This is a genomic window from Micrococcus sp. M4NT, from assembly GCF_033790745.1.
Classification (GTDB): domain Bacteria; phylum Actinomycetota; class Actinomycetes; order Actinomycetales; family Micrococcaceae; genus Micrococcus.
Window position 1 is genome coordinate 56,801 of sequence record NZ_JAMYEH010000001.1, and the last position, 20,753, is coordinate 77,553.

Below are 20,753 nucleotides of genomic sequence, written 5' to 3' on the forward strand. Positions count from 1 at the left end.
TCAGTCCTCGGCCGCCTCCGGCTCATCCACGTCCACCTCCGCGAGCGCATCGAACCGCTCGATCAGGAAGCGCAGCACCGTCAGCGCCCCGGCCTTGTCCAGGGGGCTGTTGCGGTTGCCGCACTTGGGGGACTGCACGCAGGAGGGGCAGCCCTCCGGGCACTCGCACGTGTGAATCGCGGCCGCCGTCGCCGTGACCCAGCGGCGCGCCTGCTCGAAGCCGCGCTCCGCGAAGCCCGCCCCGCCGGGGCGGCCGTCGTACACGAACACCGCGGGCGAGCCGGTGTCCGGGTGCAGCACCATGGACACGCCGCCGATGTCCCAGCGGTCATTCGAGGCCACCAGGGGCATCATCCCGATCATGGCGTGCTCGGCCGCGTGCAGGGCGCCGGGCAGCCGGTCCATCGTCAGGCCCGCCGCCACGAGCTCCTCGGAGGAGGCCTGGAACCACACGGCGGAGGTGAACAGGTCCCGGGCCGGCAGATCGAGCGGCTCCTCGCCGAGCACCTCGCCGGAGAGCAGGGCCTTGCGCTGGAAGGAGACCACCTGCGTGCGCACCTGCACGTCGCCCAGGCACCAGCGCAGGGAGCTGCCGTGCGCGTCGAGCCGACGCTCCACGGCCACGATCTCGATCTCCGTGACGTCCCGGGCCTGCGTCGTGAAGTCCGGCCACGCGCGCGTGACGAGCACGGCGTGGGCGTCCTCGTCGAGGTCCTCCACGAGGAACGTGCGGTCCTGGTGCACGTACACCGCGCCCGGGTGCGCCTGGTAGTGGGTCTGCGGGGAGTCCATCGTGCCCAGCAGTGCCCCAGACTCGACGTCGATGATGTCCATGGGGCCGCCGCCGTCGTCGCGGAGGGAGACCAGTCCGGCCGCGTGCTCGGCGTGCGTCCAGAACCAGCCTGCGGGGCGCCGGCGCAGCAGGCCCTGCGCCACGAGGGCGTCGAGCAGCTCCCGTACGCGCGCCGGCGTGCCGAACCAGCCGAGCGCGTCCGGGGTGATCGGCAGCTCAGCGGCGGCGGCGCACAGCTGGGGGCCGAGCAGGTGCGGGTTCTGCGGGTCCACCACGGTGTCCTCCACGCCCAGGTCGAACACGGCCTCGGGGTGGTCCACCACGAAGGTGTCGAGCGGGTCGTCGGAGGCCACGAAGAACGCGAGCGCGTCCTGACCGCCGCGCCCGGCCCGGCCGATCTGCTGGAAGAAGGACGCGCGGGTCCCGGGCCAGCCGGCCACCACCACGGCGTCGAGCCCGGCCACGTCGATCCCCATCTCGAGCGCCGGGGTCGAGGCCATGCCGAGCAGCCGCCCCGAGCGGAGGGCCTCTTCGAGCGCGCGCCGCTCCTCCGGCAGATAGCCGGAGCGGTACGCCGCGATCCGGGTGCCGAGTCCGGCCTCGACCTCCTCGAGCTGACGCTTCGCGGTGCCCGCGATCGCCTCCGCGCCGCGTCGGGATGTGATGAACGCGAGGGTGCGGGTCTGCTGGAGGGCGAGGTCGGTGACGAGGTCGGCGGCGGTCGCCATGGCCGAGCGCCGCACGGGAGCGCCGTTCTCGCCCCGCCGGTCGGTCAGCTCGGGCTGCCAGAAGCCCACGTGCACCGCGCCGTGGGGGGAGCCGTCCTCCGTCACCGCCCTCGCGGGCGCACCGATCAGCGTGGTGAAGTGCGCGGCCGGGTCCGCCGAGGTGGCGGAGGCGCCCACGAACACGGTCTCGGGGCGTTCGCCCCGGCAGTGCGCCGCCACCCGGCGCAGGCGGCGCAGCAGGATGCCCACCTGCGAGCCGAACACCCCGCGGTACGTGTGCGACTCGTCGACGATCACGTGCGTCAGGTTCCGGAAGAACACGGCCCACCGCTCGTGGTGCGGCAGGATCCCCACGTGCAGCATGTCCGGGTTGGTCAGCAGGATGTTCGCGTGCTCCCGCGCCCAGACCCGGTCCTGGGGAGCGGTGTCCCCGTCGTAGGGGGCGGCGCGCAGCCAGCGGGCGCCGTCGCGCTCGAGGGCGCGCCACGACGCCAGCTGGTCGGCGGCGAGGGCCTTGGTCGGTGCCAGGTAGAGCACGGTGGCGTTCGGGTCGGCGGCCAGGGCCGTGCCCACCGCCAGCTGGTAGCCGAGGGACTTGCCCGACGCCGTCCCCGTCGCCAGCACCGTGTGCGCGCCCTGTGCCAGGGCGAGGGCGGCCTCCACCTGGTGGGCCCAGGGCCGCTCGACGCCCCGGGCCGCGAAGGCCTCGACCAGCCCCTCCGGTGTGCCCGCCGGCCAGTCGACGGGGCGCGCCGCGCGGGACGGGACCGTGCGCACGTGCAGCACCTGCTCCGGCAGCATGCGGCGCCCGAGCGCCGTGGCGAGGGCCGCGCGCGCGTGGTCGGGAGCGGCCGGGGGCACGGGCACGTCCCACCCGGCGGCGGGGTCCTCCCAAGGCGAGGGGACGTCAGAGGGCGGGGGCGGCGGGGTCACCCACCCATGGTGCCCGTGTGCTCGGGGGTCGCGGCGCCCTCGACACGGTCGCGGCTGAAGATGGCCACCGGAGCCACATCGGTCCAGCCGAGGTGGGCGTAGAGCTTCTGGCCGTCCGGGGAGGCCACGAGCAGGCCGCGGCGAACCTCGCCCTCGCTCATCACCTCGCTGGTCAGGTGGCGCATCACGAGGGAGCCCATGCCGCGGCGCCGGTGGTTCGGCGCGGTCCAGATGCGGTCGTAGACGGCGGTGGCGTCCTGGAACGTGACCCAGCCGAGCGCGGCGAGCTCCTCCTCGCCCTCGGGCGCCGTGGAGGCCCCCACGGCCACCACGCGCAGGCGGCGGCTGCCGTCCACGGGCTCGTCCACGCGGGCCTCGTACCCCTCCGGGAGCAGCGGCGGCTCGACGTCGAGCAGTTCGGGGTCCATCTCGAGGGCCATGAGCCGCTCGGCGTCCACCTGGCAGGCCAGGCCGAGGCCGGCGAGGTCCCCCTCGGCCTCCCCGAACACGGTGACGAGGGAGTCGGGTGCGTCGTCGAGGATGGGCTCCAGCGCGTCCAGCTCCTCCTGGCCCGGCGTCACGAGGACGTGCTCCCACGTGGCGGGGACGTCCACCGAGGCCCGGCCGGAGCCGCCGGGGATCATGCGGGCGGGGCGCTGCGTGCGCAGGGCCGCGCGCCGGCCGCCCTCCGTGTCGGTCCGGTAGCCGCGCGAACGGGCCCACGCCTCGAACCAGGTGTCCACCAGTGCCGTGTCCAGATGCTGCGTCATGACACGAGGCTAAGGTGTGACCGCCGTCACGGGAACACCCGTGACCCCATTGCAACATCCGAGGCCACAGAGGCGGTGCCGCGCCGGGACCTACCCTGGACCGGTGAGTCCTTCCCCCGTCTCCCGCATCGCGCTCTACTACCGCTTCACGCCGCTCGCCGATCCCGAGGCCGTGCGGCTGTGGCAGCGCACCCTGGCGGCCTCCCTGGGCCTGACCGGCCGGATCATCGTCTCCCCGCAGGGCATCAACGGCACGGTCGGTGGGCCGGTCGAGGCGGTGAAGGCCTACGTCAGGGCCACGCGCGAGCACCCCGCGTTCCGCGCTCTCGACGTCACGTGGTCCGCGGGCTCCGCGGCGGACTTCCCCCGCCTCTCCGTGAAGGTCCGCCCCGAGCTCGTCGCCTTCGGCGCCCCCGAGCGGATCCGGGTGGACGAGCGAGGCGTGGTCGGCACGGGGGAGCATCTCACGCCGCAGCAGCTCGCGGACCTCGTCGCCGAGCGCGCCGCCACGGACAGCCCCGTCCGGTTCCTGGACGGGCGCAACAGCGTCGAGGCCGCCATCGGCCGGTTCGAGGGGGCCGTGGTGCCCCAGGCGGAGACCACGCGGGACCTGCTGGCCGCCGTCGACTCCGGCGCCCTGGACCACCTCAAGGACGCGCCCGTCGTCGCCTACTGCACCGGCGGGGTGCGCTGCGAGGTCCTCTCCGCCCTGCTCAAGGACCGCGGCTTCGCCGAGGTCTACCAGCTCGAGGGCGGGATCGTCCGCTATGGGGAGGCCTTCGGCGACGCCGGCCTGTGGCGCGGCGAGCTCGCCGTCTTCGACCGGCGCATGGCCACCCGCTTCACCGACGACGCCGAGACCATCGGCCGCTGCCACCTGTGCGGCGAGCCCACCTCGGACCTGCGCAACTGCGCCGACCCCGCCTGCACCACCCTCGAGGTCCGCTGCGCCGCCTGCGCCGCGGCCCACCCCGACCACCGGTGCCACGTCTGCGCCGAGAGGAGCGCCGCCTGATGCACGCCGCCACGCCGTCCACCCCGCTCGGCTCCCACCCCGCGCCCCGCCTGACGCCCGTGGCCGCCGCCGCGCTCGCGGCCGATCTCGCCGACCTCCCCTACACCGCGGAGTCGGTCGAGGCGCTGCTCGGACCCGTCGCCGCGGACTCCCTCGCGCGCGAGCGCCCCGAGGCGGCCCGCCTCGCGGTCGCCCGAGCGCGGGACGTCGAGGGCCTGGAGGACGAGGCCACGGGCCACGACGCCGCCCTCCCGCGGTCGGCGCACCGTCCGCTCGCCGCGCTCGTGGGAGCGTGGATGCTCGGCGACCCCGTCCCCGCCTCCGACCTCGCCGCCGCCCTGCCGCGCACGGGCCTGCCCGGTGCGCTCGCGGCCGGCCTGGTGGTGGAGGCCGGCGAGGGGCTCGTGCGCGGGACCGTGGAGCTCACCCCGTACGAGGTGGACGAGCCCGGGCGGATGTGGGTGGCCGCGGACCAGACCGCGCTCCAGCGCCGCGGTCCGCTGCCGGAGGACCACGTGCTCGGCATCGGGCGGGCCTCGCTCACCCTCGCCGGTGCCACGCAGCGCCGTCCGGTGGGTCGCGCCCTGGACGTCGGCACCGGCTGCGGCATCCAGACCCTGCACCTGCTCGCCCACGCCGAGCACGTCACCGCCACGGACCTCTCCGAGCGGGCCCTCGGGTTCACCCGGTTCAACCTCCTGCTGAACGCGGAGGTGCTCGGCCTCGACCGGGAGCGGATCGAGGACCGCGTGCGCCTGCTCGCCGGGGACATGCTGGCCCCGGTGGCGGGGGAGCGCTTCGACCTCGTGGTCTCCAACCCGCCGTTCGTCATCACGCCGCGCACCGACCCGGACGCCCCCGTCCTCACCTACCGGGACGGCGGCCGCGAGGGCGATCGGATCGTGGCCGAGCTGATCGCCGCCCTGCCGGATCACCTGACCGAGGGCGGCACCGCGCAGCTGCTCGCCAACTGGGAGATCCCGGCCGAGGGCGACGGCGCCGCCGCCTGGGACGCGCGCCCCCGCTCGTGGATCGCCCCCGGCGTCCAGGCCTGGATCATCCAGCGCGACGCCCAGGACCCGGCCGGCTACGCCGAGACCTGGCTGCGGGACTCCTCCCTGGAGCTGGACCCGCACGCCTACGAGGCGGCGTATCGCGGCTATCTGGAGGACTTCGCCGCCCGTGGGGTCTCCGGGGTGGGCTTCGGCCACGTGTGGCTGCGCCGCCCCGCCGCGGACGGCTCGCAGGGTCGGGGCTGGACGGTCGCCGAGGAGCTGACCCAGCCGGTCGACGAGGCGCTCGGCGCCGCGTGGGCGGCCGCCGTCGCCCGCCGGGACCGGCTCGCCGTGGTCCTGGACCGCGCCGGTGGCGTGTCGGGCGACGTCGTCGGCGACCCGGCGCTGACCGCCCTGCGCTCCCTCCACCTGCGCGTGGCGGACGACGTCACGGAGGAGCGCCACCAGCGCTTCGGCGCCGAGCACCCGGAGGTGATCCTGGCCCGGCAGGGCGGCGGCTTCCGGCGCACCGCGCGCCTGGACACCGCGACGGCGGGCGTCCTCTCCGCCTCGGACGGCGAGCTGAGCGTGGGGCAGCTGGTGGGCGCCGTCGTCGCCCTGCTGGAGCTGGACGACGCCGGCCGGGCCGGCCTGCTCGCGGCGCTGCGGGAGCTCTACGAGGACGGGTTCCTCGTGGAGGGGGCCTGACCGCTCCGCTCCGCCTCCTCTGCGGGCGCACGGAGACCCAACCGTTATGGTGGGCCACGCGCCCCCTACGATGTGGGGACGTCCGTCCGCCATGTCCGCGCCACCCCGGCGCCGCCGGCAGGCCCGCAGCACTCACCGTCCAGGAGGACTCCGTTGACCACCACCCCCGCTTCCGTGACCGGCTCCGTGCCCCAGGGCAAGAAGCTGGTCATCGTGGAGTCCCCGGCCAAGAGCAAGTCCATCGCGAAGTACCTGAACGCGGTGGGCGAGGGCTGGGTGGTGGACTCCTCCGTGGGCCACATCCGTGACCTGCCCAAGCCCTCCGACCTGCCGGCGGACATGAAGAAGGGTCCCTACGGCAAGTTCGCGGTGGACACGGAGCACGGCTTCGACCCCTACTACGTGGTGCACCCGGACAAGAAGAAGAAGGTCACTGAGCTCAAGCGCGAGCTCAAGGACGCCGAGGCCCTCTACCTCGCCACGGATGCGGACCGCGAGGGCGAGGCCATCGCGTGGCACCTCCTGGACACCCTCAAGCCCAAGGTCCCCGTGTACCGCATGACCTTCGGCGAGATCACCAAGGAGGGCGTGCAGCGCGGCCTGCAGAACATCCGCGACTTGGACACCCACCTGGTGGACGCCCAGGAGACGCGCCGCATCCTGGACCGCCTCTTCGGCTACGAGCTCTCCCCGGTGCTGTGGCGCAAGGTCTCCCGCGGCCTCTCCGCCGGCCGCGTGCAGTCCGTGGCCACCCGCCTCGTGGTGGAGCGCGAGCGTGAGCGCATGGCGTTCGTGCCCGCGCAGTACTGGGGTGTGGAGGGCACGTTCACCGTCGCCGAGGGCGCGCAGGCCGCCGACGCCGTCGGCGCCTCCTTCACCGCCCGACTCTCCACCGTGGACGGTGAGCGCGTGGCCACCGGCCGCGACTTCGACGACGCCGGCCGCCTGAAGTCCGCCCCGGGCAAGAAGGTCGCGCACCTGGACGCGGCCGCCGCCACCTCCCTGGCCGAGGGGCTGCGCGGCGCGGACTTCACGGTGGACGCCGTGGAGGACAAGCCGTACACGCGCCGGCCGGCCGCGCCGTTCACCACGTCGACCATGCAGCAGGAGGCCTCGCGCAAGCTGCGGATGAGCTCCCGCGTCTCCATGCAGGTGGCCCAGCGCCTGTACGAGAACGGCTACATCACCTACATGCGCACCGACTCGGTGAACCTGTCCCAGGAGGCCATCGGGGCCGCCCGCACGCAGGCCGCCGAGCTCTACGGGTCCGACGCCGTGCCGGCGCAGCCGCGCACGTACGCCAAGCGCTCCGAGAACGCGCAGGAGGCGCACGAGGCCATCCGCCCCGCGGGCGACTCCTTCCGCACCCCCGCCCAGGTGAAGAACGAGCTGCGCCCGGACGAGTTCCGCCTCTACGAGCTGATCTGGAAGCGCACCGTGGCCTCCCAGATGGCGGACGCGAAGGGCTACACCGCCACGCTGCGATTCTCCGCGCAGGCGAAGGACGGCCGCACCGCCCAGTTCGCCGCCTCCGGCACCGTGATCACGTTCAAGGGCTTCCTCGACGCCTACGAGGAGGGCAAGGACGCGGAGAGCGAGGAGGAGAGGGCCGAGGCCAGAGACCGCCGCCTGCCGCAGGTGGCCGAGGGGGAGCGGCTGACCGGCGAGCCGATCGAGGCCACCGGTCACGAGACCTCCCCGCCGGCCCGCTACACCGAGGCCTCCATCGTGGCCGAGCTGGAGCGCCGGGAGATCGGCCGCCCCTCCACGTACGCCCCCACGATCTCCACGATCATGGACCGCGGCTACGTCACCAAGCGCGGCAACGCCCTGGTCCCGTCGTGGACCGCGTTCGCCGTGATCGGCCTGCTCGAGGACTACTTCAGCAGGTACGTGGACTACGACTTCACGGCCCGCATGGAGGACGACCTCGACCGCATCGCCGCGGGCGAGCTGGCCCGCGAGGCCTGGCTGCAGACCTTCTACTTCGGCGCCCCGGCCTCGGATGCCGAGAAGGGCATGGACGGCCTCCAGCAGGTGGTGGAGAACCTGGGAGACATCGACGCCCGCGCGGTGAACTCCCTGCCGATCACCGAGGACATCACCCTGCGCGTGGGCCAGTACGGCCCGTACCTCGAGAAGCCGCTGCCCGCCGGCGCCGAGGAGGGCTCGACGCCGCCGCGCGCCAACGTCCCCGAGGACTTGGCCCCGGACGAGCTCACCCCCGCCAAGGCGGAGGAGCTGTTCGCCACCGCCAAGCCCTCCGAGCGCGCGCTGGGCACGGACCCGGAGACGGGCCACGCCGTCGTCGCCAAGGACGGGCGCTACGGCCCCTACGTCACCGAGGTCATCCCCGAGATGACCGAGGAGCAGCTGCAGGCGTGGCTGGACGCGCAGCCCACCGAGTACTACAAGAACGGCAAGCCGAAGCCCAAGAAGAAGCCCGCGGCGCAGAAGCCCCGCACCGGCTCGCTCTTCACGAGCATGGCCGTGGACACCGTGACCCTCGAACAGGCGCTGCAGCTGATGTCCCTGCCGCGCATCGTGGGGGCGGACGCGGAAGGTGAGGTCATCACCGCGCAGAACGGCCGGTTCGGCCCCTACCTGAAGAAGGGGACCGACTCGCGCTCGCTCGAGTCGGAGGACCAGATCTTCAGCATCACCGAGGACCAGGCCCGGGAGGTCTACGCCCAGCCCAAGCAGCGCGGACGCGGCACCGCGAAGCCGCCGCTCGCGGAGTTCGGCGAGGACCCGGTGTCCGGCAAGAGGGTCACCGTGAAGGAGGGCCGCTTCGGCCCGTACGTCACGGACGGCGTCACCAACATCACCGTGCCCCGCGGCCGCGTGCCCGAGGAGCTGACGGCCGAGGAGGCCTACCAGCTGCTCGCGGACAAGCGCGCCAAGGGCCCGGCTCCCAAGAAGGCACCGGCCCGCAAGCCGGCCGCCACGAAGGCCCCTGCGAAGAAGCCGGCCGCGAAGACCACCCCTCGGAAGAGGGCCTGACGCATGCGCCTCGGCGTGCTGGACATCGGCTCGAACACCGTCCACCTGCTCCTCGTGGACGCCCACCCAGGCGCCCGCCCCACCGCGTACGCCGACCACAAGCGCTCGCTGCCGCTCATCCGCTTCCTCGACGCCGAGGGCGCCATCAGCGAGGAGGGCCAGCGCGAGCTCGTGGACTTCATCCAGGAGGCGGTGGCCTTCGCGGAGGAGAACCGCGCGGAGGACATGGTCTCCTTCTGCACCTCGGCCATCCGCGAGGCGGCCAACGGGAAGGCCGTGCTCGCCCGCGTGGAGGAGCAGACCGGCGTGCACCTCGTGGAGCTCTCCGGCGAGCAGGAGTCCGCGATGACCTACTTCGCGGTGCGCCGCTGGCAGGGCTGGGACGCCGGCTCCATCCTGAACTTCGACATCGGCGGCGGCTCGTTCGAGATCGCCTACGGTCAGGACGAGCTGCCCTCCCACGCGGTGTCCCTGCCGCTCGGCGCGGGGCGCCTCACGCGGGACCGCCTCCCGGACGACCCGCCGCACCCCAGGGACGTCAAGCAGCTGCGCAAGTACGTGTCGACGCACATGGAGGCGGCCTTCGCCTCCTTCCCCCCGGTGACCCCGCCGGTCGTCGTCACCGCCACGTCGAAGACGTTCCGCTCGCTGGCCCGCCTCACCGGCGCGGCGCCGTCCGCCGCGGGACCCTTCGTCAAGCGGCACCTGCGCGCGGACGACCTGCACCTCTGGGTCAACCGCCTCGCCGCGATGCCCTCGGCCGAGCGCGCGGACCTGCCCGGGGTCTCCGAGGTCCGGGCCCAGCAGATGCTCGCCGGCGCGATCGTGGCGCTCACCGCGATGCGCACCTTCGGCGTGGTGCAGCTGGAGATCTGCCCCTGGGCCCTGCGTGAGGGCCTCATCCTCAACCGCCTGGACGCCCTCATGCTCGAGGGCCACCTCACGCGGGACGGCGTGCCCGGCGTCGGGCGCGTGGACCTGAACACGGACACGCTGCTGCCCGGCCTGCGCCTCGGGGTGCGCTGAGATGCCGCTGATCTCCACCGGGCATCTCGCCCCCGCCCCGCGCTTCGGCGCGGACATCCCGGTGACCCTGTCCTCGTCGTCGGTGTTCCCCCTGGGGACGCAGGACGTCTTCGCCACCGCGCAGGACCTGGGCTACGACGGCGTCGAGGTCATGGTCACCCACAACGGATGGAGCCAGGACGCCGACCGGCTGCGCACCCTCGCGGAGCGCACCGGCATGCGGATCGACTCGATCCACGCGCCGACCCTGCTCTTCACCCAGCAGGTGTGGGGATCCGCGTGGACGAAGATCCGGCGCTCCGTGGAGATGGCCCAGGCCGTGGGGGCGGCCACCGTCGTGGCCCACCCCCCGTTCCGCTGGCAGGGCACGTACGCCGAGCGCTTCGCGGAGGGGATCGCCGACCTCATGGCCGAGTCCGGCGTGGTGATCGCGGTGGAGAACATGTACCCGTGGCGCGCCTACGGCCGCGAGACCAAGATGTACCTGCCCCACTGGGATCCGGTCCCGGAGCCGTACGAGCACGTGTGCTGGGACTTCTCCCACGCGGCCATCGCCCGCGAGGACTCCCTCGCGGCGCTGACGGCGCTCGGGCCCCGCGTGCGCCACGTCCACCTCACCGACGGCACCGACAGCCACAAGGACGAGCACCTGATCCCCGGCGAGGGCACCCAGCCCGTCGCCGCGTCCCTGCGCCACCTCGCCCGCACCGGCCTGGCCGGCACGGTGTGCGTGGAGGTGGGCACGCGCGGCATGGACTACGCCGGGCAGCGCGAGGAGCGGCTCGCCGCCTCGCTCGCCTTCGCCCGGACGCACCTCACCCTCGACGACGAGACCACCGACGACGAAGGAGCACGATCGTGAAGCTGACCATCCTGGGCCTGGGCACCATGACGGGCGCCATCCTGACCGGCGCCCTCGACTCGGGCGCCGTGCAGGCCGCCGACGTCACCGCCACCACCCGCTCGGAGGACTCCGCCGCGGCCGCGCGCGAGCGCTTCGCGGGGGTGGACGTGCGCGCCGCCGGCGGTGCGGACGAGGCCAACGCGGACGCCGTGCGCGAGGCCGACGTCGTGCTGCTCGGCATGAAGCCCAAGGACCTCGTGGCCGCCGCGCGCGGCATCGCGGACGCCCTGCCCGCGGACGCCGTGGTGGTCTCGGTGGCTGCCGGCGTCACGGCCGGGACGATCGCGGGCGCGCTGCGTCCGGGCCAGCCGCTCGTGCGCACCATGCCGAACACGCCGCTGACGGTGGGCTCGGGCGTCGTGGGCGTGGCCCCCGCCGAGGGCGTGGGGGAGGAGCAGGCCGCTGCCGTGGAGGGTCTGTTCTCCGGCTCGGGCCTGGTCGTGCGCGTGGACGAGCGGCAGCTGCCCGCCGTCGTGGCCGCGGCCGGCTCGGCCCCGGCCTACGTGTTCCTGCTGGCCGAGGCGATCGCGCAGCATGCCGTGGAGCTCGGCCTGGACCGCGCGGACGCGGAGGCGATGGCCGCCGCGACCGTGAAGGGCGCGGGCCTCATGCTCGAGCGCGCGGTGGAGTCGGGAGAGCAGACCGCCGAGGACCTGCGCCGCGCCGTCATGAGCCCCAACGGCACCACGGAGCGGGCCGTGACCGCGCTGCAGGACGGCGGTCTGCCGCAGCTCGTGGCCCGCGCGATGCACGCCGCGGCCGAGCGCGACCGCGAGATGGGTCGCGAGTTCGCCGGCTGAGGCGAGCGGCACGGACCGCCACGCGGCCGGGGGCCGGGATGCGGCGCGGGCACCCGGCGGGCCCGTGGCTCAGGGGCGGGCGGCGAAACGGTCGATCAGCTCGGTGTGCCCGGAGACGATGAGCGTGTCGCGGGGCCCCACGCGCGTGTCCGGCTGGGCGTAGGTGAAGTCCTCGCCGGGGGTCTTCACGCCCACCACGGTCACGCCGTACTTGGCGCGCACGTTCGACTCGCCGAGGGTGAAGCCCACGCACTCGGACGGCGGGTACATCTTCACGATCGCGAAGTCGTCGTCGAACTCGATGAAGTCCATCATGCGGCCGTTCACGAGGTGCGCGGCGCGCACGCCCGCGTCGTGCTCCGGGAAGATGATGTGGTTCGCGCCGATCCGCCGCAGGATGGTGCCGTGCTTCTCGCTGATCGCCTTGACCCACACGTGGGGGATCTCGAGGTCCACGAGGTTGACCGTGATGAGCACGGACGCCTCGATCGAGGTGCCCACGCCCACGACGGCGGTGGAGAAGTCCTGCGCGCCGAGCTGGCGCAGGGCCTCGGCGTCGGTGGCGTCGGCCTCCACCACGTGGGTGAGCGTGGGGGCGAAGCGCTGGACGAGCACGGGGTCCCGCTCGATCGCGAGCACCTCGCGGCCCTGGGAGACGAGCTCCTCCGCGGTCGCCGCTCCGAAGCGGCCGAGGCCGACCACGAGCACGGGGGCGTTGGGATCGGAGCGCTGGTGCTCAGCCAAGGATCGGCCTCTCGTTGGGGTAGCGGTAGAGGACGCGGCGCGAGCGCAGGGCCAGGGCCGCGGCGAACGTGATCGTACCAACGCGGCCGGCGAACATCATGGCCGTCAGGAGGTACTTGCCGGCCGGCGGCGCGGCCTCGGAGATGCCCACGGAGAGGCCGCACGTGCCGAACGCGGAGATCACCTCGAAGAGGGGCCGCTGCAGCGACTCGTCGAGGATCGAGACCAGGATGAGGGTTGCCACGAGCACGAGGGTCGCGCCGAGGGCGAGCACCGAGATGGCCACGCGGAGGGTCTCCGGGGCGATCGTGCGGCCATGCGCGGTGACCTCGCGGTCGCCGCGCGCCTCGGCCATGATGGCCAGGAACATGACCGCCAGCGTCGTCACCTTGATGCCGCCGCCGGTGGAGGCGGATCCGCCGCCCACGAACATGAGGGCGTCCATGAGGAGCAGGGACTCCGGGCGGTGCACGTCCGGGTTGTCGATCGCGAACCCGCCGGAGCGGGTCATGATCGAGCCGAAGAGCGAGTGGCCGACCCGCTCCCAGAACGTCAGGTCGCCCTGCGTGAGCGGGTTGCCGGACTCGAAGACGAAGAGCAGGACGGCGCCCAGCACCAGCAGGATCAGCGTCACCTCCACCGTGAGCTTGGTGTGCAGGTTCCACGCGCGGAAGCGCCACCCCTTGTCCATCAGCACCATGACCACGGGGAAGCCCAGTGCCCCGGCGAACACGCCCACGGCGATCACGGTGAGGATCACGGGGTCGTGCGCGAACTCCGCGATGCCGCCGGGGTGGATGGCGAACCCCGCGTTGTTGAACGCGCTGATGGAGTAGAACACGCCCTCCCAGAGGCCGGTCAGCCACGAGCCGGAGTGCGCCGCGAAGCGCGGCACGAGGAACACGGCCACGGCTGCCTCGCACGTCAGGACGGTGAGGACGACGACCCGCAGCAGGCGGGCGACCTCTCCCACGTTGCCCGTGGTCATGCCCGCCTCCTGCGTGTTCAGCTTGGACTTGACGCCCAGGTGGCGGGAGACGGCGAGCGTCAGCAGGGACGCCATGGAGAGGATGCCGAGGCCGCCGACCTGGATGGCGAGCAGGATGACGATGTCCCCGAACACGGACCAGTGCTCCGCCGTGTTCACGGCCGTCAGACCGGTCACCGAGAACGCGGAGACGGCCGTGAACATCGCGTCGTGCAGCGGCGTCACCTGACCGTCCTCGGCGGCCGCGGGGAGCATCAGGAGGGCGGTGAACAGCAGGGACATGAGTGCGAACGCGGACAGGGCCGCGCGGGCGGGGGAGCCGCCGACCGCATCCGTGACGCGGCGCCGGGAGCGGTGCAGCGCGGTCGCCAGGCCGCCGGAGGGCTCCAGGCTGGACCCGGCACCGGGCCGGGGCGTCACCCGTGGCGCGGGGCGCCGGCGGGAGCGCGCGAAGCCCACGCGGGCCGGGTCGTCGTCGAGGGAGGCGCGGCGCGGCGCCCAGTCGCCACGGCCCGGTCCGCCCTGTGGGTCCGTGGCCCGGGGGCGAGTGCCCATGGTGCACCTCCTGCGTGCCGTGACGGGTGTCGGACCGCGTGCGGGCCCGTCCCAGTATCGCCCCGCGCCCGTCATGCGCCGGTCATGTGCGCGTCCGCCCATGGCCTCGGGCGGTCGAGGGATCTACTCTGGAACGTGATGAGTGCCACCCTCGAGCCCGATGCCCCCACGCCCGCCGCGGTCGTGTGGGATCCGAGCCTGCTCCGCTACCGCTTCAGCGCCGAGCACCCGATGGCACCCCTGCGGCTGGACCTCACCCACCGCCTCGTGGACGCCCTCGGCCTCCTCGACGCCCCGCACGTGAGCATCCTGCAGCCCCCGGTGGCCACGGACGACGAGCTCGCCGCCGTGCACGGGCGCGAGTACATCGCCGCGGTGCGCGCGGCCTCGGCGCAGACCTCCTCCGACGACGCCGCACACGGCCTGGGCACGGAGGACTGCCCCGTGTTCCCCGACCTGCACGAGTCGGCGGCCCGCATCGCGGGAGGCTCGCTCGTGGCCGCCGAGGCCGTCTGGTCCGGGCGCGTGAGCCGCGCGGTCAACTTCGCGGGCGGGATGCACCACGCCGCGCGGGACAAGGCCTCGGGGTTCTGCATCTACAACGACTGCGCCGTGGCCATCCAGCGCCTCCTCGACCTCGGCGCCGAGCGCGTGGCCTACGTGGACGTGGACGCGCACCACGGGGACGGCACGCAGGCGATCTTCTACGACGACCCCCGCGTCCTGACGATCTCCGTCCACGAGACCGGCATGAGCCTCTTCCCGGGCACGGGCTTCGCCAACGAGACCGGCGGGCCTGCGGCGGAGGGGACCGCGGCCAACGTGGCCGTCCCGCCGCGCACGGGCGACGCCGGCTTCCTCCGCGCCGTGCACGCCGTGGTGCCGCCGCTGCTGCAGGCGTTCGCCCCGGACGTGATCGTGAGCCAGCACGGCTGCGACTCCCACCACGCCGATCCCCTCGCGGACCTGCGCCTGACGGTGGACGGCCAGCGCCAGCTCGCCTTCGACATGGCGGACTGGGCGGAGCGCTTCGCGCACGGCCGGTGGCTGGCCACGGGCGGCGGCGGATACAACCCGCTCAAGGTGGTGCCGCGCGCGTGGACGCACCTGACCGCCGCGGTGCTGGGGACGCCGGTGCCGCTGCGGGCGCCGATCCCCGCCGAGTGGCTGGCCCACGCCCGGGAGCTCACGTCGGAGGACCTCACGGGGGACATGTCCCTGCACGAGGGCGCGGAGGACGAGCGGATCCCCACGACGATGGGCGAGGACGCGGACGTGTGGTGGCGCTCGTGGGAGGTGGGCTACGACCCCGCCGATCCTGTGGACCAGTCGATCATGGCCACCCGCCGGGAGGTCTTCCCGCTGCACGGGCTGGATCCCTGGTTCGACTGAGGCTCGTCCGCCCGGTATTGTGACCGAGAACGTTTTCATGCGTTCCACACCCGGTGGAATGCGGGTCGGCGTGTCCGGGAGCCCGGATGCCCGCGGTCCCCACCAGCCGCCGACCCTCACCCCGACGCAAGGAGTCCCCATGGGATCTGTCATCAAGAAGCGCCGCAAGCGCATGGCGAAGAAGAAGCACCGCAAGCTGCTTCGCAAGACCCGCCACCAGCGTCGCAACAAGAAGTGACGCCCGCGCTCGTCGAGAGCGCCAGCGAGGCCGCCCGTTCCGTCAGGAGCGGGCGGCCTCGTCGTGTCCGTAGCATGGTCGCCATGACCGCCGACCTGCCCGCCTCCGCCGCCCGCGTCCAGCTCCTCGTGAAGCCGGGGTGCCACCTGTGCGAGGAGGCGGCCGGCGTCGTCGCGCAGGTGTGCGCCGAGCGGGGCCAGACGTGGGAGCCCGTGGACGGCGCGGCCCACCCCGAGCTGCTCGAGCGGTTCGCGGACGAGGTGCCCGTGCTGTTCGTGGACGGCGTCCAGCGCGACTTCTGGCGTGTGGACGCCGCGCGCCTGGGCCGCCTGCTCGACGCGGCCTGAGAGCCCCGCCGCCGGCGGCGTCAGCGGCGTCCGGCGCGCTCCCACGCCTTGAGGCGCATGAACTCGGTGGCGTCCTTGCGGTAGGCCATGACGATGCCGGCCACGCCCAGGCCCACCCAGAGCAGCTCGAACACGGAGAACGCGCCCATCGCCAGGTTGGCGAGCAGCATGAGCACGGAGAGCACCGCGAGCACGGTGCCCACGGTGCGGGCGGCCCGGGATCCGCCGCGGATCTTGACGGCGATCAGCAGGTAGAGCAGGAACCCGAGAACGCCGAGCACGGCCGTCGTCGTGAGGACGGCGGGCACAGCGCCCAGCATCATGGCTTCCATCTCGGACGCCTGGTCCGCCGGCAGGCCCGCCTGCCCCACCGCGTCCCGCAGGGTCTGCTCGAGCAGGGCGCGGCCCTCCGGGGTGTTCGCGGCGAGCAGGCCGAGCGCGGTGCTGAGGAGCTGGACGAGCCCCGCGGACACGATCAGCCAGAAGGCCGCGGTGATCGAGCCGGGGCGCGCGGGGGCGGGCATGCCGACGCCGGGCACGGCGCCCTGCGGGTGGCCCACGCCCGGCATGGCCGCCGGGGAGGGCGAGGGCGCCTGGGCGCCCCACGGGGCCGCACCGTCCTCGGGGCGGCCGTACGGGTTCTGCTCGTGCGCGCCGGGGGCGGTCCCGTAGGGGTTCGCGGCGCCCGCGGGCTCCTGCCCGGACGGAGTGCCCTGGCCGTACGGGTTCTGGCCGTAGGGATTGGTCGAGCCGGTCATGGGTGCCTCCTGGGGAAGCGCCGCCGCGGGGAGGGCGACGGCGGCGGGGACGGTGGGAGCCCTGTGCGCCCGGCGCTCGCGACGCCGGCGGGCTGCTGCTCCCCACCGTACCGGGCCGGCCGGTCTGCCAGACTGGTGGCATGCAGACGATCGCGACCGTCCACCTCGTCCGTCACGGCGAGGTCCACAACCCCGACCGCGTCCTCTACGGCCGTCTGGACGGGTTCGGCCTCTCGGAGCTGGGGCACCGGATGGCCGACGGCGTGGCCGAGTGGTTCCTGCACCGCGCGAACCGCATCCGGCGGCATCCGGCCCTGGTGGCGGCCTCCCCGCTGCTGCGCGCTCAGCAGACCGCCGCGCCGATCGCCGGCGCCTTCTCCCGGCCGCTGCTCACCGAGCCGAACCTCATCGAGGCCGAGAACGCCTTCGAGGGGATGTCCCAGGTGGTCGACTCCCTCAAGCGGGACCCGCGCCTCTGGCCGAAGCTGCGCAATCCCCTGCGCCCCTCGTGGGGCGAGCCCTACCACCAGCAGGCCGCGCGCATGCTCGAGGTGGTGGACCGCGTGAAGGGGGAGGCGGTGGACACCCTCGGCCCCGGCGCGGAGGCCATCCTCGTCTCCCACCAGCTCCCCATCTGGGTCACCCGCCTCGCGGTCGAGGGCCGGCCCCTGTGGCACGATCCGCGTCAGCGCGAGTGCTCCCTCACCTCGGTGACCTCCCTCGTGTTCGAGGAGGGCCGGGCCACCCCGCGCGTCGAGTACCACGAGCCCAACCGCGAGCTCCTCAAGGACGCCTCCTCCCTGCCCGGCGCCTGAGGCCCCCGGGACGGCTGACGCCCAGGGTTCAGTCAGGATCAGGGGCGGAGGGTAGACTCGATCAGGCCCCCGCGGGGGCCCTCCGACTCCCTCCCGTCCGCCTCGCCTGGAGCGCCCGCCCATGACCCTGCAGTCCCCGCTCACCCGCCGTCGCGTGCTCGCCGGCCTCACGGCCGCCGGCCTGGCGCCCGTGCTCGCGGCCTGCTCCGGCGGGGATGACTCCCTGGCCGCTCAGGCCGGCAACGGGGACGGCAAGAACTACATCGCCGGCGACGGATCGGTGCTCGAGTTCGCCCCGGCCGACCGCGGGGAGCCCGTGGAGTTCACCGCGACGCGCTTCGACGGCACGCCCGTGAGCGGGGAGAGCCTGCGCGGCGCGCCCGCCCTCCTCAACTTCTGGTACGCCGCGTGTGCGCCGTGCCGCGTCGAGGCGCCCCACCTGGTCTCGCTCCACGAGGAGTTCGCCCCGCAGGGGGTGAACTTCCTCGGCGTGAACGTGCGGGACACGGCCACCACGGCGCAGGCCTTCGAGCGGTCCTTCGAGATCCCCTACCCCTCCGTGGAGGACGCGCGCGGCGACGTCCTGCTGCGCATGACCGACTACGTGCCCCCGCAGGCCGTGCCGTCCACCCTCGTGCTGGACGCCCAGGGCCGCGTCTCCGCCCGCGTGCTCGGCGCGATCGAGGAGTCCACGCTCCGGGCGCTGCTCAAGACCGTGGTGGACGAGGCCGCGGCCTGAGCCGCCGGCAGAGCCCATGCGCGACAACCCCTTCGCCGAGATCGCCCTGCAGGGCTCCCTCCTGCTCGCGGCGCCGGTCGCTCTGCTCGCCGGCCTCGTCTCCTTCCTCTCCCCGTGTGTCCTCCCGCTCGTGCCCGGCTACCTCGGCTACGTCACCGGCCTGGGCGGGGACGTGCTCACCTCGCGCCGTCGCGGGCGCCTCGCCCTCGGGGCGGTGCTCTTCGTGCTCGGGTTCGCGGTGGTCTTCGTGGCCGTCAGCGTGGTGTTCACGCAGGCCCTGTTGTGGCTGCAGCGCGACGGCGTGTGGGTCACCCGCCTGCTCGGCGTGCTCGTGATGCTGATGGGCGTCATCTTCATGGGCGGCGGCGGGCGCCTGCAGCAGGAGCGCCGGGTGCACGCCAAGCCCGGCATGGGCCTGGCCGGCGCCCCCCTGCTCGGCATGACCTTCGGGCTCGGCTGGGCCCCGTGCATCGGCCCCACGATGGCCGCCGTCCTGGCGATGTCCACGGTGGGCGGCGGCGAGGGCTCCCTGGGCCGCGCCGCGCTCCTGGCCTTCCTCTACTGCCTCGGCCTCGGCGTGCCGTTCGTGCTGATCGCCCTGGGCATGGAGCGTGGCCTGCGGGCCCTGGCCTTCTTCCGCACGCACCGCGTGCTCATCATGCGCCTGGGCGGCGCCCTGCTGATCCTCCTCGGGCTGCTCATGGCCACCGGGGTGTGGACCGTGTGGACCACCCAGCTGCAGTTCTGGTTCGCGAACGAATGGGAGATGCCCCTGTGAGCTCCTCGACGGGCCACGGCTCCTCGGCCCCCCAGCCCGCCCGCGCGCGGGACGTCGCCCTCCCCTCGCTCGGGCTGGCCGGGACCCTGCGCTGGATGTGGACGCAGCTGACGAGCATGCGCACGGCGCTCATGCTGCTGCTCCTGCTGGCCGTGGCCGCCGTGCCCGGCTCCCTCGTGCCGCAGCGCCGCGCGGGCCCCGAGGTGGTGGACCGCTGGATCGAGGACAACCCGTTCTGGGGCCCGGTGCTGGACGCGCTGCAGTTCTTCGACGTCTACACCTCCGCCTGGTTCTCCGCCATCTACCTGCTGCTGTTCATCTCCCTCGTGGGCTGCGTGTGGCCCCGCGCCGTCAAGCACGCCCACGCCCTGCGCCAGCCCCCGGCGCGCACACCGCGCCGCCTCGAGCGGCTGCCGGAGTCCGGCGTCGTGGTGCTCGAGGAGGGCGGCCCCGCCCCCGAGGACGCCGTCCGGCAGGCGCAGGCCTGGCTGAAGAGGCGCCGCTACCGCGTGGAGTACCGGCCCGAGGAAGGCGGCGCGTCCGTGGGGGCGGAGCGCGGCTACGTCCGGGAGATCGGCAACATCCTGTTCCACCTCTCGCTCATCGGCGTGCTCGTGTTCATGGCGTACGGCGGCATGACCAAGTACACGGGGCAGAAGATCATCGTGGAGGGGGAGGGCTTCGCCAACAACCTCGTGGCCTACGACTCCTTCACGCCGGGCGCCCGCTTCGACCCGAACAGCCTGCAGCCCTTCTCCCTGGCGCTGACGTCCTTCGACGCGCGGTTCGAGCGCCAGTCCGAGGCGCACTGGGGCCAGCCGCTCGACTACACGGCCGTGATGGAGGTCCGCGAGGGCGCCGGCGGCGAGGCCCACGAGGAGATCCTGAAGGTCAACCACCCGCTCTCCGTGGACGGCGCCCGCGTCTACCTCATGGGCAACGGCTACGCCCCGGTGGTCACCGTGCGGGACGGCAACGGGGACATCGCCTTCCAGGGCCCCGTGGTCACCCGCGTGCAGGACCAGAACTTCAACTCGATGGCCGTGGTCAAGGCGCCCGACGCGCGGCCGGAGCAGCTGGGCTTCGTGGGCCAGTTCATGCCCGCGGCGGACGACCCCACGGGCTCCGGGGTGCAGGTCTCGGTGGACCCCGAGCTGCTGAACCCGACGCTGATCCTCAACTCGTACGCCGGGGACCTCGGCCTGGACCGCGGCGTGCCGCAGAACGTGTACGTGCTCGACACCGAGTCCCTCACCGAGCTGAACAGCCGCAAGAGCGAGAACGGCGGCATCACGCTGACCCCGGGGCAGACCCACCAGCTGCCGGACGGCAAGGGCTCGATCAGCTTCGACGGCGTCCGCCGCTATGTGGGCGTGGACATCCACTACGACCCGGGCAAGTGGGGCGTGGGCCTGTTCGCCGTGACGGCCCTGCTCGGCCTCGCCACCAGCCTGTTCGTGCGGCGCCGCCGCGCGTGGGTGCGCGCCGCCGTCGGCGACGACGGCCGCACCCGCGTCGAGTACGCCCTCCTCGCCCGCGGCGAGGAGTTCGGGCTGCGCGAGGAGCACCTCGCCCTGCGCGCGGCCATGGACCGCATGTGGCCCGTCTCCGCGCCGGACGCCGAGGAGCACCGGCCCGACCCCTCCGGCGCGGTGGCCGCGACGGCCGCGCCCCGCGCCCCCCACGCCGACCCCGGCATCACCCATCCCGCCTCAGGAGCCTGA

18 protein-coding genes are annotated in these 20,753 nt (G+C 73.8%); 13 read left to right on the forward strand and 5 right to left on the reverse strand.

Features of this window, described 5'->3' with window-relative positions:
- Together NJC10_RS00315 and NJC10_RS00320 are read right to left on the reverse strand one after the other, a co-directional pair.
- Complete coding sequence (locus NJC10_RS00315; protein ID WP_319074171.1) at positions 1 to 2,322, reverse strand: DEAD/DEAH box helicase; 2,322 nt, start codon at positions 2,320 to 2,322, stop codon at positions 1 to 3.
- Between the two features lie 128 nt (positions 2,323 to 2,450).
- Positions 2,451 to 3,224, reverse strand: a complete 774-nt coding sequence (locus tag NJC10_RS00320) for a GNAT family N-acetyltransferase (RefSeq protein WP_319073881.1) — start codon at positions 3,222 to 3,224, stop codon at positions 2,451 to 2,453.
- 103 nt (positions 3,225 to 3,327) lie between these two features.
- On the opposite strand from NJC10_RS00320, the gene NJC10_RS00325 reads away from it, so the two are divergent.
- The 6 genes from NJC10_RS00325 to proC all read left to right on the forward strand — a co-directional run bounded on the left by NJC10_RS00325 (position 3,328) and on the right by proC (position 11,675).
- Positions 3,328 to 4,239, forward strand: coding sequence for a rhodanese-related sulfurtransferase (locus tag NJC10_RS00325; RefSeq protein WP_298712637.1), 912 nt, complete (start codon positions 3,328 to 3,330; stop codon positions 4,237 to 4,239).
- Positions 4,239 to 5,942, forward strand: a complete 1,704-nt coding sequence (locus NJC10_RS00330) for a methyltransferase (protein WP_319073882.1) — start codon at positions 4,239 to 4,241, stop codon at positions 5,940 to 5,942. The genes NJC10_RS00325 and NJC10_RS00330 overlap by 1 nt, the downstream gene beginning before the upstream one ends.
- Before the next feature lie 153 nt (positions 5,943 to 6,095).
- Complete coding sequence (topA, locus tag NJC10_RS00335) at positions 6,096 to 8,945, forward strand: type I DNA topoisomerase (RefSeq protein ID WP_319073883.1); 2,850 nt, start codon at positions 6,096 to 6,098, stop codon at positions 8,943 to 8,945.
- A 3-nt stretch (positions 8,946 to 8,948) separates the two neighbouring features.
- Positions 8,949 to 9,971, forward strand: a complete 1,023-nt coding sequence (locus tag NJC10_RS00340) for a Ppx/GppA family phosphatase (RefSeq protein WP_248117980.1) — start codon at positions 8,949 to 8,951, stop codon at positions 9,969 to 9,971.
- 1 nt (position 9,972) lies between these two features.
- Positions 9,973 to 10,833 carry a sugar phosphate isomerase/epimerase family protein gene (locus NJC10_RS00345; protein ID WP_319073885.1) on the forward strand — a complete coding sequence of 287 codons (861 nt, stop codon included), beginning with the start codon at positions 9,973 to 9,975 and terminating at the stop codon, positions 10,831 to 10,833.
- Positions 10,830 to 11,675, forward strand: a complete 846-nt coding sequence (proC, locus tag NJC10_RS00350) for a pyrroline-5-carboxylate reductase (RefSeq protein WP_319073886.1) — start codon at positions 10,830 to 10,832, stop codon at positions 11,673 to 11,675. The genes NJC10_RS00345 and proC overlap by 4 nt, the downstream gene beginning before the upstream one ends.
- A 69-nt stretch (positions 11,676 to 11,744) precedes the next feature.
- Here the strand turns inward: proC and NJC10_RS00355 are convergent, their stop codons facing one another.
- On the reverse strand, positions 11,745 to 12,383 hold the full coding sequence (locus tag NJC10_RS00355; protein ID WP_404466016.1) for a potassium channel family protein: 639 nt from the start codon (positions 12,381 to 12,383) through the stop codon (positions 11,745 to 11,747).
- A 28-nt stretch (positions 12,384 to 12,411) separates the two neighbouring features.
- Entirely contained in the window at positions 12,412 to 13,962 is a 1,551-nt protein-coding gene (locus NJC10_RS00360; RefSeq protein WP_319073888.1) for a TrkH family potassium uptake protein, read from the reverse strand.
- A gap of 138 nt (positions 13,963 to 14,100) precedes the next feature.
- Between NJC10_RS00360 and NJC10_RS00365 the strand changes: the two genes are divergently transcribed.
- The 3 genes from NJC10_RS00365 to NJC10_RS00375 all read left to right on the forward strand — a co-directional run bounded on the left by NJC10_RS00365 (position 14,101) and on the right by NJC10_RS00375 (position 15,939).
- Positions 14,101 to 15,354 (forward strand): acetoin utilization protein AcuC, encoded by a 1,254-nt coding sequence (locus tag NJC10_RS00365; RefSeq protein ID WP_319073889.1) that lies wholly within the window; start codon positions 14,101 to 14,103, stop codon positions 15,352 to 15,354.
- A 139-nt stretch (positions 15,355 to 15,493) separates the two neighbouring features.
- The gene (locus NJC10_RS00370; RefSeq protein ID WP_003792170.1) at positions 15,494 to 15,592 is read left to right on the forward strand and encodes a 30S ribosomal protein bS22; all 99 of its coding nucleotides are present in this window, start codon (positions 15,494 to 15,496) and stop codon (positions 15,590 to 15,592) included.
- 83 nt (positions 15,593 to 15,675) lie between these two features.
- Complete coding sequence (locus NJC10_RS00375; RefSeq protein ID WP_248117992.1) at positions 15,676 to 15,939, forward strand: glutaredoxin family protein; 264 nt, start codon at positions 15,676 to 15,678, stop codon at positions 15,937 to 15,939.
- 20 nt (positions 15,940 to 15,959) lie between these two features.
- Here the strand turns inward: NJC10_RS00375 and NJC10_RS00380 are convergent, their stop codons facing one another.
- Positions 15,960 to 16,697 (reverse strand): hypothetical protein, encoded by a 738-nt coding sequence (locus tag NJC10_RS00380; RefSeq protein ID WP_319073891.1) that lies wholly within the window; start codon positions 16,695 to 16,697, stop codon positions 15,960 to 15,962.
- Between the two features lie 140 nt (positions 16,698 to 16,837).
- On the opposite strand from NJC10_RS00380, the gene NJC10_RS00385 reads away from it, so the two are divergent.
- The 4 genes from NJC10_RS00385 to NJC10_RS00400 all read left to right on the forward strand — a co-directional run bounded on the left by NJC10_RS00385 (position 16,838) and on the right by NJC10_RS00400 (position 20,753).
- Entirely contained in the window at positions 16,838 to 17,512 is a 675-nt protein-coding gene (locus tag NJC10_RS00385; RefSeq protein WP_248117995.1) for a histidine phosphatase family protein, read from the forward strand.
- A 121-nt stretch (positions 17,513 to 17,633) separates the two neighbouring features.
- On the forward strand, positions 17,634 to 18,251 hold the full coding sequence (locus NJC10_RS00390; protein WP_413466362.1) for a TlpA family protein disulfide reductase: 618 nt from the start codon (positions 17,634 to 17,636) through the stop codon (positions 18,249 to 18,251).
- Positions 18,252 to 18,267: 16 nt separating this feature from the next.
- Complete coding sequence (locus NJC10_RS00395; RefSeq protein ID WP_248117997.1) at positions 18,268 to 19,029, forward strand: cytochrome c biogenesis CcdA family protein; 762 nt, start codon at positions 18,268 to 18,270, stop codon at positions 19,027 to 19,029.
- Positions 19,011 to 20,753, forward strand: coding sequence for a cytochrome c biogenesis protein ResB (locus NJC10_RS00400; protein WP_413466363.1), 1,743 nt, complete (start codon positions 19,011 to 19,013; stop codon positions 20,751 to 20,753). Before NJC10_RS00395 ends, NJC10_RS00400 begins: the two co-directional genes overlap by 19 nt.